At 28.8% G+C, this 13,070-nt stretch carries 13 protein-coding genes and 1 riboswitch; of the genes, 11 read left to right on the forward strand and 2 right to left on the reverse strand.

Annotated elements, in window-relative coordinates; genetic code table 11:
- Positions 1-107 precede the first annotated feature (107 nt).
- The 10 genes from JOC62_RS00970 (at position 108) to speB (ending at position 10,451) form a co-directional block, all read left to right on the forward strand.
- Positions 108-644 carry a DUF4352 domain-containing protein gene (locus JOC62_RS00970; RefSeq protein ID WP_204593286.1) on the forward strand — a complete coding sequence of 179 codons (537 nt, stop codon included), beginning with the start codon at positions 108-110 and terminating at the stop codon, positions 642-644.
- A gap of 282 nt (positions 645-926) precedes the next feature.
- Positions 927-1,400 (forward strand): DUF3888 domain-containing protein, encoded by a 474-nt coding sequence (locus tag JOC62_RS00975; protein WP_341534777.1) that lies wholly within the window; start codon positions 927-929, stop codon positions 1,398-1,400.
- Between the two features lie 235 nt (positions 1,401-1,635).
- Positions 1,636-1,920, forward strand: coding sequence for a 50S ribosomal protein L7/L12 (locus tag JOC62_RS00980; RefSeq protein WP_204593288.1), 285 nt, complete (start codon positions 1,636-1,638; stop codon positions 1,918-1,920).
- 314 nt (positions 1,921-2,234) lie between these two features.
- Positions 2,235-2,681: a hypothetical protein gene (locus JOC62_RS00985; RefSeq protein ID WP_204593289.1), complete on the forward strand. Its 447-nt coding sequence runs from the start codon at positions 2,235-2,237 to the stop codon at positions 2,679-2,681.
- A gap of 156 nt (positions 2,682-2,837) precedes the next feature.
- On the forward strand, positions 2,838-3,485 hold the full coding sequence (locus JOC62_RS00990; protein WP_204593290.1) for an HD domain-containing protein: 648 nt from the start codon (positions 2,838-2,840) through the stop codon (positions 3,483-3,485).
- Positions 3,486-3,880: 395 nt separating this feature from the next.
- Positions 3,881-5,794, forward strand: coding sequence for a multicopper oxidase family protein (locus tag JOC62_RS00995; RefSeq protein WP_243424976.1), 1,914 nt, complete (start codon positions 3,881-3,883; stop codon positions 5,792-5,794).
- 650 nt (positions 5,795-6,444) lie between these two features.
- Positions 6,445-7,272 carry an adenosylmethionine decarboxylase gene (speD, locus tag JOC62_RS01000; RefSeq protein WP_204593291.1) on the forward strand — a complete coding sequence of 276 codons (828 nt, stop codon included), beginning with the start codon at positions 6,445-6,447 and terminating at the stop codon, positions 7,270-7,272.
- An 18-nt stretch (positions 7,273-7,290) separates the two neighbouring features.
- Complete coding sequence (locus JOC62_RS01005; RefSeq protein WP_204593292.1) at positions 7,291-8,742, forward strand: aminotransferase class I/II-fold pyridoxal phosphate-dependent enzyme; 1,452 nt, start codon at positions 7,291-7,293, stop codon at positions 8,740-8,742.
- Positions 8,743-8,755: 13 nt separating this feature from the next.
- Positions 8,756-9,610, forward strand: coding sequence for a polyamine aminopropyltransferase (speE, locus tag JOC62_RS01010; protein WP_204593293.1), 855 nt, complete (start codon positions 8,756-8,758; stop codon positions 9,608-9,610).
- Positions 9,597-10,451: an agmatinase gene (gene speB / locus JOC62_RS01015; RefSeq protein WP_204593294.1), complete on the forward strand. Its 855-nt coding sequence runs from the start codon at positions 9,597-9,599 to the stop codon at positions 10,449-10,451. Before speE ends, speB begins: the two co-directional genes overlap by 14 nt.
- A gap of 169 nt (positions 10,452-10,620) precedes the next feature.
- Here the strand turns inward: speB and JOC62_RS01020 are convergent, their stop codons facing one another.
- Positions 10,621-11,313 (reverse strand): radical SAM protein, encoded by a 693-nt coding sequence (locus JOC62_RS01020; RefSeq protein WP_204593295.1) that lies wholly within the window; start codon positions 11,311-11,313, stop codon positions 10,621-10,623.
- A gap of 17 nt (positions 11,314-11,330) precedes the next feature.
- Positions 11,331-12,038: a B3/B4 domain-containing protein gene (locus JOC62_RS01025; protein WP_204593296.1), complete on the reverse strand. Its 708-nt coding sequence runs from the start codon at positions 12,036-12,038 to the stop codon at positions 11,331-11,333.
- Positions 12,039-12,095: 57 nt separating this feature from the next.
- Positions 12,096-12,192, reverse strand: a riboswitch (guanidine-I (ykkC/yxkD leader).
- Positions 12,193-12,510: 318 nt separating this feature from the next.
- On the opposite strand from JOC62_RS01025, the gene JOC62_RS01030 reads away from it, so the two are divergent.
- Complete coding sequence (locus JOC62_RS01030; protein ID WP_204593297.1) at positions 12,511-13,047, forward strand: tetratricopeptide repeat protein; 537 nt, start codon at positions 12,511-12,513, stop codon at positions 13,045-13,047.
- Positions 13,048-13,070: the final 23 nt, after the last annotated feature.

Genomic DNA, 13,070 nt, shown 5'->3' on the forward strand with positions numbered 1-13,070 from the left:
AAAAGTAATTAGTTTGTATGCTGCGAGCAGACCAATCTCCTTAAATTTTTATATAAAATATAAATTATAAGAGAGAACTATAATACATTCTTAGGGGGAGCGTATAAATGAGATTATTTAAGAAATCAAAGATATTAATATTAGGATTATTAGTAATGATGATAGGTGCAGGATTTGTTGGATGTACGGATACAAGTGATTCAGCTAAAGCTTCAGGAGATGATAAAAAGACTGAAGAACAAAAACAGGAAGAAAAAGTATATGGAGTAGGTGATACTTACAAATACAAAGACGATTACTCACTTAAAATAGATAGTGTTAAGACTACAAAGGAAAGAAATCAATTTGCAGATAAGAAGGCAAAAGAGGTTGTAATTATAACTTACACTTATGAGAATTTAAATAGTGATAAAGATTTATTTATAGATTCTATGGCATTTAAGGTATATGATGCTGATGGAAATGCAGTAGATACTTATCCAGCAAATATAGAAAAGATGCCAAAAGCAGTTTCAAAGGGTAGAAAGTGTACTGCACAAATGGCTTATGCAGTAAATAGTGGAGATACTTTAGAGCTTGAGTATTATGATAATATGTTTAATAGTAAGAAAGATACAATATTTAAGCTAAACTTTAAAAAGTAATATAAGTATTATTATAAAGATTGGATTTGTTAAATTATATTGTGATAAATATAGTTAAAAACGAGGAATGGATTGCGTTAATAAAACGTTGTCTATTACTCGTTTTATTTTTTATATAGTTTTTGATCTAATGAAAATATATACTGAAAATTTAAATATAGGGCTCTAATGAAATATATAACATTACTTATTTTATATACAGTTAGTATGTAAAAACTAATCATAGTAAACTATATAAGTAAGAAGATAAAGAATATAGGAGTGTATATAAGAGAATGGAAGGTGATTACTTTGAAAAAGATAATAATAGTATTAAGTTGCGTACTATTCTTCACATGGTTCTTTTGTACAGATAAATCCTTTGCTTTAGATATAGGAAATCATTATAACAAAAAAATATCTGAACTACCTGAAAATTCAAAAGAAGCAATATATCGAGATGTGTCTATTTCATTACTTATTCCATATATACAAGGAGAAATAAATAATTATTATAAAGATTACTTGACTGAATTGCCAATAGTTTTTCCATATAGCGTAGATATAGTAAGGGCTAAAAGAGAGAGTGGAAGTGGGTATTTAATCGAATTAGAACTTATAGTACATCCATTCGTTGGGCCTATTAATATTGTTGGAGATGACAGAATTATAATTGAAACTGGAGCTTTTGGATCAGTTAAGGTTATTAAATTTGAACATATTAAAAGTTACCAATTGACATGGAATTGGCAACATATAATAAAGAAAGCATATTAAAATTAGCTTAATTATAGACTACATTGTTTATATGTAGTCTATGTAAAAATAAATAAATTACATAAGTGTACAAGCATATACACGAGAGATTGAGGAAATTACGAAAAAGTGTTTTTAAAAAACTGAATAATATGGTATTTACAAAATGTGTTATAATTTATTTGGAAAAGTATTAATTTTTGAGTTATAGAAATTAAAATTTTGGGAATTATTATTTTTATCAGGAGGAAAACACATGGACTATTTTATTTCTGTATTATTGATTATCGGTGGTATGCTGGCATTTAATGAAATCTCCATATTAAAGAAAAGAATAAAAAGTCAAGAAGATCGTATAAATCAATTATGCAAGCTAACAGGACATAACAACTTATCCTCTTACTGGGTTTCAGATGAATTAAAAGAGCTTGTCATTCATCTAAAACGAACTGGAAAGGAAGTTGAAGCCATAAAAAAAATTCGTGAGCAAACACAAATGTCTCTAATAGAAGCAAAACAGTATGTTGAAAAATTAGATTAGTTGATAGAAATATGAATATGTTAAGTTCCAGTTTATTGATTAGAATATTTAAAATATAAGAAAAGATATAATTAAAATACCGTATTATTCAAAATGAACATACGGTATTTTTTAGCTCGCAATACTAAGAAATTACGAGCTAGATAAAAATATAATATTTGGAAAGTATGTTATAATTAATTATCAATGGGAAGAAGTTATACATTAAATTCTAGCAAAATTACTATATAAATAGTAATTTGCTTAGTAGTTAATGATTTAGAATGAAGAATGGTTGTATAGAATTACGTAAACCATTTATAAGGAGATTCGATATGGAAGCCATTTTTCCAATGTTATTTTTAGGTTATTTTATGTATGTAGTATATATTGCATATTGTTTAATTGCAATGAGTGCTCAAGTTGTATTTTCATTTTTTATAGAGAAAAAGCAGATATGGAAAGTTGCTATTATGGTTTTGTTTACCCAAGGCATTGTAGTATCAATAGCGCAAATGATTTATGATATGATACACAGCATTCATCATTATACAAATTTAGGTTTTTGGAATGTGGTTACATCAGAGAGTTTTAAGTTTGAGATTTTTTATACGTTAATATTTGTTGGAATAGTAATTGTGATTGGTTTTTTTAACTACAGAGATATAGAAGAAAAAATGAACTGTAAAAAATGGGTTGCTTTGCTAATTGGCTATTTAATTAATATACTAATTATGCTATTTATGATTTTTAGATTTGGTATAATTGTTGGTGGTTTTTAAAATAGTGTTAGACATTCTTTTAATATAGATTGATGATAAAAAATATCGTATTATTTAAAATAGAATATATGGTATTTAAAACATATATGTAAATTTTAGTGTAATTAATTCGTGGTTGTAAATTTTCACTATAAGTTAAGTTATCAGGAGGTAATAATGGATAATATTATGAAGGATAAATTAATTAACATTACAAAAGAAAAGTTTCAAGAGGGTGATCCTTCTCATGATATCTATCATACTCTTAGGGTTTTAAAAAATGCTGAATTTATAGCAAGTAAAGAAAATGGAGATTTAGATATTATTATTCCTTCTGCATTATTTCATGATATTATTTGCTATCCAAAAGATAGTGAGAAGTCTAAATATTCATCAGTCGAAAGTGCAAATTTTGCAGCTAGTATATTATACTCATTACCTGATTATCCTAAGGATAAAATATCAAAAGTACATACATCAATAAGAGAATGTTCATTTTCTAAAGGAATAATTCCAGAACTTCTCGAAGGGAAGATATTACAAGATGCAGATCGTTTAGAGGCAACAGGAGCTATTTCTATAATGAGAACCTTTGCCTCTGCTGGGTTAATGAATAGTAAGTTATATAATTTTGATGATCCTTTTTGCAGGGAAAGAGATCCAGATAGTTTAAATTATGCTTTAGACTTATTTTATAATAGACTTTTAATAGTAAAGGATGTAATGCATACTGAAACTGCAAAAAGTATTGCAGAAAGACGAACTAAAATTTTGTATGATTTTTTAAATTCTTTAGAAGAAGAACTATATGAGATAGAAGAATGAGGGAATAATTAAATTAGTAATTGTTATATATATTGTTAATCAAGGAATTTGTGATTATTCTATGTATGCATTACTTGCAGAAGAGTATCTTAGAGAATAGTAGTAAAACAATTTGATAGTATTAACTATAATTGGGCTATAATAATTTAAAATATAAAGTTTAATTTAAGAGTTATGTAAAGTAATATATAAACTTTAAAGAAAATATATTAAGTAATTAAGTGTAGTTATCTAGATTAGATAACTACACTTTTTTTGTCTTAACCATTTCTTTAAATTACTTTTGATAATTTCAAATACTAAACTATACAAAACACAAACACATAGCACATTCATATAATGTAGTAAGTTTTTAACAAAGGCAATATATAGCGTAATAAAAGGATGTGAATACAATGGAGATTAATAAGAAAGAAATAGAACTTAATAAGGAAGAGGCGCAGATTAAAACAGAAGAGCTAAAGGGAAAAGAAAAGGGTCAGGTTAAAACGGAAGAAAAGCCAATGGAAGAAGAAAAGGGGCAGGCTAAAAAAGAAGGAGAGCTAAAGGAAGAAGAGGAAGTTAAAAAGGAAGAAGATCCAAAGGAAAAAGAAGAGGAAGCTAAAAAGGAAGAAGAGCCAAGGGAAGAAGAAGAGGAAGCTAAAAAGGAAGAAGAGCCAAGGGTAGAAGAAGACGAAGTTAAAAAGGAAGAAGAACCAAATGAAGAAGAGGAAGAGGAAATTAAAAAAGAAGAAAAGCCAAGTAATAGAGACGGAAGACAAAATAGAAAAGTTAATCCTTCTGATCCAAACACCATTTCTAAATTTAGAGATCCTTTAGTGATTCCCCCTATTGCAAGATCAATAAATAGTTGTGATAACACAAATAAAAATCCTTATTATAATATTGTAATGAGAGAAGCAAGACATAAATTCCATAGGGATTTTCCATTCACTAAAATATGGGGATATAATGGAATATATCCTGGACCAACTATTGAGGTAACTAAGGACTCAGCTATTTCTGTAAAGTGGACTAATTACCTTCCTGATAAACATTTCCTTCCAATAGATCATAGTCTTCATAGTACTATTGATCTTCCGGATGTGAGAAGCGTAGTTCATGTACATGGTGCAAATGTAGACTCTGATAGTGATGGTCATCCAGAAGCTTGGTTTACAAAAGATTACTCACAGGTAGGAAAAAAATTCACAAGAAAAGTTTATGAATATACTAATCATCAACCAGGTACTACTTTATGGTACCATGATCATTCTATGGGAATAACAAGATTAAATGTTTATGCTGGTCTTGCTGGTTTCTATATTATTAGAGACAGTTTAGAAAAAAGACTTAATCTTCCTAGGGGAAGATATGAAATACCACTTCTTATACAAGATAAAAGCTTTAATGAGGATGGTTCATTATTCTACCCTGATAGAGTAGCAAATAATCCAAATGCGCCTATCCCTTCAATAGTAGGGTTATTCTTTGGAAACACTATAGCGGTAAATGGAAAGTTATGGCCTTATCTTAATGTAGAGCCTCGTAAATATAGATTTAGAATTTTAAATGGTTCTAATGGAAGACCATATGATTTAAGCTTATCAAATGGTGAAAGTTTTTATCAAATAGGTACTGATGGTGGATTTATTGATCACACAATGGAGGTTTCAAGCATAACTTTAGAACCAGCTGAAAGAGTGGATGTTATCATAGACTTTTCAAAATTTAAAGGAGAAGAGATTACATTATTAAATTCAGGATTTGGTGCTGACAATAATACTAATGTAATAATGAAATTTAAGGTTGTTATGCCTTTAACTGATGCAGATACAAGTGAAATTCCAGAAGAAATAAATCATGCTGAGCCTATAAATCAAACTTTAGTTAAAAATACTAGATTCCTACCACTAACTCAAAGATTAGATAGATTTAATAGACAAATGTTCTTATTAGATGATAAAACTTGGACAGATCCTACTACTGAAAAACCCGAAATAGATAGTATAGAGATATGGAATATAATAAACACATTCCCATTTCCACATCCTATTCATGTGCATTTAGTTCAATTTAAAATACTAGATAGGACACCTTTTGATGTTGAAGAGTATAGAAGAACAGGAGAAATTGTGTTTACTGGCCCACCAGAGGAACCTTTAGATTTTGAAAAGGGATTTAAGGATACGGTAAGAGTTGATGGTGGAAAGATTACAAGAATTATTATGCACTTTAAGGATCATGTAGGTGACTTTGTATGGCATTGTCATATACTTGAACATGAGGATTATGATATGATGAGACCTCTTAGGGTTCTAAAAGATTAGTTTAAATATCTAATTACAATGATAAAAAATAAGAGACTCATTAATAGATTTCTAATTATAGAAAATATAATTAGAAAGTTTATGGCGTGTATTAAGTTATAAAAGTCATATAAATAAAATATATAAATTAAATGTAAATAGATATGAATTTAATACGTTTTTAGAGTATAAAAATGTATCAATATATCTAGAAAAAATGATGAAAATGCATTGAATCATGTAAAAAAGCAATGTGAATAAATACTAAAAAGGCAGATATATTGCACTGTATATCTGCCTTTCATATTATAAAATAGTATAAATTTAGCACTCTAAAGTAATAAAATTTACTATGAATACAAATTCATAAAAGATTTAACATAGATTTAACAATTAAATTTTGAAAATAAATTTTAAATTTAGATTTTTTACTTTTATAGGAAATAAGGGATTAGATATAAGTTATATCAATGCTTAATAAAAAATTGGTTATAATAGTTGGTTGTTTAGTAATACTAAATTTTTTATTTAGTATTTGTTTAACAAAAGATAATATTTTGAATAAATGTAATTAAGTTGAATATATGTAAGTTTATAGTGATAGAAAAAAGAAAAATTGTAATATATAATAAAGCCGAAAAATCTGAAATTTAGCTAAATATCAAAAAGTAATGAGAAGAGGTGTGTATGCAGTGAGTGAAAAAATAAAACTTTATGGATTTAACAATCTAACAAAAACATTAAGTTTTAACATCTATGATGTTTGTTATGCAAAAACAGAAAGAGAAAAAGAGGATTATATTAAATATATAGATGAGCAATATAATTCAGAGCGTTTAACAAAAATATTATGTGATGTAACAGAAATAATTGGAGCCCATGTACTTAATATTTCAAGACAAGACTATGAACCACAAGGGGCTAGTGTTAATATCCTCATCACAGAGGAAGCACTACCGGTTGCTAATATTGATCCATCCTGTAACAAGGGGGAACTTTCATATGTGGATTTAAGAGATAGTATTGTGGGTCATTTAGATAAGAGTCATCTTACTGTGCATACATATCCAGAGTTTCATCCAAACAATGATATTATTTCTTTTAGAGTTGATATTGACGTTTCCACTTGTGGAATGATATCACCACTAAATGCACTAGATTATTTAATAAATAGTTTTGATTCAGATGTAATCACTATGGACTATAGAGTTCGTGGATTTACAAGAGATGTAGATGGCCGCAAGTGTTATATAGATCACAAGATGAAGACAATACAAGATTTTATAGATGACAATATATTAAAGCGTTATGATGCAATGGATGTAAATATGTATCAATCAAACATATTCCATACAAAGATGATGCTTAAAGACATTAAATTAAATAATTACTTATTCAATTCAGATCCATATGAATTATCACCAGAGGAGAGAAGAGACATAAGAGATAGACTAACTAAAGAGATGATAGAAATTTATTGTGGAGTGAATGTTTATTAAGAAGGGAGGCTTAGTTTTTTGAATAAATTATCTCAAGAAAATGCCCCAATATATGAGGCGCTAAAGTGGTATAGAAACCAAAGAATAGTTCCATTTGATGTACCAGGACACAAGCAAGGTAGAGGAAATGAAGAACTTAGAGAATTCTTAGGGGAAGATTGTTTATCAGTTGATGTAAATTCAATGAAACCCTTAGATAATCTTTGCCATCCAACATCAGTAATTAAAGATGCTGAAAGTTTAGCTGCAGAAGCTTTTGGTGCAGATAGAGCATTCTTTATGGTAAATGGAACAACTTCAGCAGTACAAGCTATGATTATGACTGTTTGTAAAGATGGAGATAAGATTATAATTCCAAGAAATGTTCATAGATCAGCTATTAATACTTTAATAATAGCTGGAATAAAGCCAGTTTATATTAATCCTGGAACACATGAAAAAACAGGTATTTCACTTGGAATGTCTATAAAGGATATAGAAAAAACAATACTAGAGAACAAGGATGCTAAAGCTATTTTTGTTAACAATCCAACTTATTATGGAATTTGTTCTCCACTTAAAGAAATAGTTAAGTTAGCACATGAACATGGCATGTATGTTTTAGTTGATGAAGCACATGGAACGCATTTTTACTTTGATAAGAATCTTCCACCATCAGCTATGGAAGCTGGTGCAGATATGGCAGCTGTTAGTATACATAAGACAGGAGGTTCTTTAACTCAAAGTTCAATTCTTCTTATGAATTGCAATAATATAAGTCCTGATTATGTAAGAACAGTTATAAATTTAACTCAGACAACAAGTGCATCTTATCTTTTATTATCATCTCTAGATATTGCAAGAAAGAATCTTGCAACTAATGGTGAAAAGATTTTTGAAGATATAGTAGAGCTTGCAGAGTATGCAAGAAATGAAGTAAATAAAATTGGAGGCTACTATGCTTTCTCAAAAGAAATTGTAAATGGCGATAATATTTATGATTTTGATGTAACTAAATTAACTATAAATACTTTAGGGGTAGGACTAGCTGGAATAGAGGTCTACGACATATTAAGAGATGATTATGGAATACAGATAGAACTTGGAGATACAGCAAATATTCTAGCAATAATATCAGTTGGTGATACAAAGTACAACATAGAAAGACTTGTATCAGCTTTAAGTGAGATTAAGAGAATTCACAAGAAGGAAGGGATTTTTATATTTGATCATGAGTATATAAATCCAATAGTTAAGGTTACTCCAAAGGAAGCATTTTATGCAGAGAAGACAAGCATTCCTCTTAAAGAGAGTGAAGGCAATATAACAGGCGAATTTGTTATGTGTTATCCACCTGGAATACCAATATTAGCACCAGGGGAGCTTATAACAAAGGAAGCAATTGAGTGTATAGAGTATTCAAAATCAAAGGGAAGTTTAATAACTGGACCTCAGGATATGAATATCGAATATATAAACGTTTTAATTTAAGGAGGTATGAAAAATGGAATTATGGTACACAGAAGAACATACAGATAAGGTTAGATTTTCAATTAAGGTTGAGGAACAACTATTTAAAGGACAAAGTGATTTTCAAAGAATAGATGTTTTTAAATCACAAGAATTTGGAACTTTCTTCACATTAGATGGACTTATGATGGTAACAGAGAAGGATGAATTTATTTACCATGATATGATAGTTCACGTTCCTATGGCAACAAATCCTAATATAAAAAATGTATTAGTAATTGGAGCTGGAGATGGTGGAACTGTAAGAGAGCTTACAAGATATAAATCAATTGAAAAGATTGATATGGTTGAGATTGATAAGATGGTAGTTGATGTATGCAAGGAATACTTACCTCAAACTGCTTCAAAGCTTGATGATGAGAGAGTAACTTTATACTTTGAAGATGGATTAAAGTTTGTAAGAACAGTAGAAGATAAGTATGACTTAATAATTGTTGATTCAACTGATCCATTTGGACCAGGAGAAGGATTATTCACAAAAGAGTTTTATGGAAACTGCTTCAAAGCTCTTAAAGAGGATGGAATTTTAGTAAATCAACATGAAAGTCCATATTATGAATCTTATGCAAAATCAATGAAGAGAGCTCATAAGAGAATAAAGGAATCATTCCCTGTATGCAGAGTATATCAAGCACATATTCCAACATATCCTTCAGGACACTGGTTATTTGGATTTGCATCAAAGAAATATGATCCAATAAATAGTGAAAGCATAGAAGAGTGGAATAGCTTAGGATTAAAGACTAAGTACTATAATACAGACCTTCACAAGGCTTCATTTGCTCTTCCAAACTACGTAAAGGAAATGTTAGAGGATGCAAATGAATAAGAATGTTAGTACATTTATAGGCTGTGAATCAGAGTATGATAAGTCAAGTGTTGTAGTATTTGGAGCACCTTTTGATTCAACTACATCCTTTAGACCAGGTACAAGATTTGCAAGTCAAACTATGAGGCTTGAATCTTGGGGACTTGAAAGTTATAGTCCATACCAAGATGCTGACCTTTATGACATGAATATATTTGATGGTGGAGATTTGGAATTACCTTTTGGTAATACAGAAGGCTCACTTAAATGTATAGAGGACTTTGCAACTAAAGTAGTAGAAGATTCTAAGATTCCAGCTATGATTGGGGGAGAGCATTTAGTAACACTTGGAGCATTTAGGGGAGTATTTAAGAAATATCCTGATGTCCATGTAATACATTTTGATGCTCATGCAGATTTAAGAGATAGTTATTTAGATCAAAAGTTATCTCATGCAACAGTTCTTCATAGAGTTTGGGACTTAGTTGGTGATAATAAGATATTCCAATTTGGAATACGCTCAGGGGATAGAGAGGAATTCCTTTGGGGAAAAGATCATGTATTTACAAACAAATTTAACTGTGACAACTTAGAGTATGCAATTGAGAAAGTTAAAGAGCATCCAGTCTATGTAACTATAGATTTAGATGTGTTAGACCCATCAGTATTTCCTGGGACAGGAACACCAGAACCAGGAGGAATAGAGTTTAATACTTTATTAAATTCTATTTTAAAGCTTAAAGGATTGAATATTGTAGGTTTTGATATAAATGAATTATCACCACAATATGACCAAACAGGAGTATCAACTGCTGTTGCATGTAAGGTGCTTAGGGAGATGTTACTTATAACAAATAAGTAATCTAAAAGAGTTTAAATATATTTTAATTGATTGAATTTCTAAAAAAGAAGCTAGAGAGAGGTATGTACTTTCTCTGGCTTCTTATGGTTTAAAAAAAGGATGTCTATTTGACATCCTTAAAATTTTTAGTATAAAAATTATGTATAAGCATTACTGAATACTTAGCAATTTACTGAATACTTAGTAATTCATTTGAAATTTCCTCAAATCTTTCATCAGATATACCAAGCTTTTTCTTAAACATTTCATCATCCATTCTTACAACAATTACCTCACTAGGAGATATTTTTTTGATGATATTTTTAATTTTTTCGATTGATTCGTCATCATCGTTATAGCCTTTAATTATAGTTATTTCAAATATAAATCTCCCTTTATATTGTTTATTAAATGAAATCATATTTGAAATATATTCTTCTAATGTATATCCTTCAATAGGTCTTTGGACTTTTTGGAAATCTTCTTCTGTTATTACTTTTATCTCTCCAATAACCTCATCACATTTATTAGCAATTTTTATATATTCATCTCTATCTAGTAAATATCCATTAGATAATAACCTTACAGGTATATTCTTGCCTTTGATAAGATCAATTATATCGTCAATTTTATCATTTACTAGGGCTTCACCTTTTGAGTTAATAAATACTAAATCTGCTTTTCTATCGTCTATCATACGTTCTAGCTCAATTAATGAACTATCTATTTTATCAAATGATTTTTGGGTATCTACCTTATTTTGAGTTCTTCCAATAGGACAAAATATGCAGTCAAAGTTGCAATGCTTTTCTGGTAGTATATTAACTTCTAGTATCCTTTTTTCATCTTCAATATAAATATCTTTATAAGTAAAATTACCCATCACCGTAGCCTCCTAAATTACTGTATTGATACTTCTTTATTGTTAATATCAATAATAGAAATATTACATGTTCCACCTAAATCTCTCTGAACTGTTTCTGCTAAGTCTTTTAAAGCATTTTGGAATTCATCTAATCTTTTTTCATCAATTAATTCTATACATAAAAAAGCATTCTTTGTATTTTCAGTTAGCATGGTTCTTACTGATTCACGCCAATTAAAACATCTACAAATTGCACCTTCATTATCTTTATATACTATTTCACCTTCATAAGGTGGTTCACTTCTATCTGTTCCCAATGTAACAAAATTTTCATCTCCAACTGCTTTAGTTAACTTTATATCTCCAACAAATGTATCAATATCCTCACCACCACATGGTAATCCATATTTTAATGAAATAGAGTTATAAATATCAACTAGAGGATTAATAGTTCCTAGATGATTTCCATTATGTACTCTCTTTAGTAACGCTTCAATAGATGATCTTGCACCTTTCTTTTTCTTAAACTTTTGAAAGGCATCTCTCCATACCTTTATAACTTCATTACTACTAAATTCTGGATTAGTTAAGTGATTTAAAGCTTCCTTTTCTGAAGAAGAAATAATATCTTTATATTTATCTTCATTTTTAATGGTATTGTCTATTCCATCGCAAACAACAACACCAATTTTAGCATTAGGGAATATGTTCCAAAAGTCATCTTCAACAATAAATTTTTTCATTAGAATGTACCTCCTTAAAAATAAAAAATAAAAAAAGCCATAGGAATATTATTAAATATCTCCCAGGCTTTTATCCTTCCGTGTACACAGTTAATTGTGCGTTTTCTCTCGGACCTGCTAGTTTAAAAACTACGGAACCCTAGAAAACTTAAATATATAATTAAATTATGATTTACAAGTCTAAATTTATAAAATAATTTTATCATACTAGTAAGTTTAAATCAAACATACGACTTGCTTTATAGAGCTTAATAAAATTTGCGAAGTTTTTAAAATAAAACAATAGATTATAATTGATTTAATTTTTAAAAGATAAGAGAGCGAGAGAGAACTCTTTCTAGCTTTCTTTCTTTTAGCAAAGGTTAAATTTATTATCCTTTTTGAAAACTTATTGTTAAATCCCAATTTACTTAATTTTATTATTATATAATGAAGAAAAGATAGTAAAAATTAAATATAGGGGGAAGTTAAAATGAAGATATTAAATAAAAGAATATTTATAATAATTGGAGCAATAATTTTATCACTTGCATTTGTTGGTTGTGGTAACGATGTGGTTACAAAGTCACTAAATGAAGCAAAAGAAGATATAAATAATAAAGATTATGCAAAGGCAATGGATGCCCTGCAAATAGTAATAGACCAAGATAGCAATAATAAAGAAGCAAATAATCTTATGCAAATATTAGGAAATTATAATGGAGCAGTAATTCACTATAAAGATAAAGAATATAAGGCTGCTGAAAAGGAACTTAATGAAATAACAGCAGATTATAGTAATCTTGCTATTAAGGGTGATATAGATGAATTGAAGAGTGAAATTGCATTCCAAGAAAGTAAGACAAAGGTTGTAGATGAATATATAAACAAAGCAACTACATTGATAAAGCAAAAGAAATATAAAGAAGCTGACGCTGAGATAAAGAAAATAGATGTAAATTCACCAAGTAAAAAGCAACTAGAAAAGATTAATACTTTAAATAAGACTATAAAAGAGAATATCAATTAAAAGGAAAGAGACTATAATTAGTG

It is taken from the genome of Clostridium sardiniense, from assembly GCF_016907995.1.
Lineage (GTDB): Bacteria > Bacillota > Clostridia > Clostridiales > Clostridiaceae > Clostridium > Clostridium sardiniense.

Excerpts from the sequence above, each read along its gene's own strand:
- JOC62_RS01030 (WP_204593297.1), top strand. The coding sequence starts at position 12,511 with ATGAAGATATTAAATAAAAGAATATTTATAATAATTGGAGCAATAATT.
- JOC62_RS00980 (WP_204593288.1), top strand. The coding sequence starts at position 1,636 with ATGGACTATTTTATTTCTGTATTATTGATTATCGGTGGTATGCTGGCA.
- speB (WP_204593294.1), top strand. The coding sequence starts at position 9,597 with ATGCAAATGAATAAGAATGTTAGTACATTTATAGGCTGTGAATCAGAG.
- JOC62_RS00970 (WP_204593286.1), top strand. The coding sequence starts at position 108 with ATGAGATTATTTAAGAAATCAAAGATATTAATATTAGGATTATTAGTA.
- JOC62_RS01020 (WP_204593295.1), bottom strand. The coding sequence starts at position 11,313 with ATGGGTAATTTTACTTATAAAGATATTTATATTGAAGATGAAAAAAGG.
- speD (WP_204593291.1), top strand. The coding sequence starts at position 6,445 with ATGAGAAGAGGTGTGTATGCAGTGAGTGAAAAAATAAAACTTTATGGA.
- JOC62_RS00995 (WP_243424976.1), top strand. The coding sequence starts at position 3,881 with ATGGAGATTAATAAGAAAGAAATAGAACTTAATAAGGAAGAGGCGCAG.
- JOC62_RS00985 (WP_204593289.1), top strand. The coding sequence starts at position 2,235 with ATGGAAGCCATTTTTCCAATGTTATTTTTAGGTTATTTTATGTATGTA.
- JOC62_RS00990 (WP_204593290.1), top strand. The coding sequence starts at position 2,838 with ATGGATAATATTATGAAGGATAAATTAATTAACATTACAAAAGAAAAG.
- JOC62_RS01025 (WP_204593296.1), bottom strand. The coding sequence starts at position 12,038 with ATGAAAAAATTTATTGTTGAAGATGACTTTTGGAACATATTCCCTAAT.
- speE (WP_204593293.1), top strand. The coding sequence starts at position 8,756 with ATGGAATTATGGTACACAGAAGAACATACAGATAAGGTTAGATTTTCA.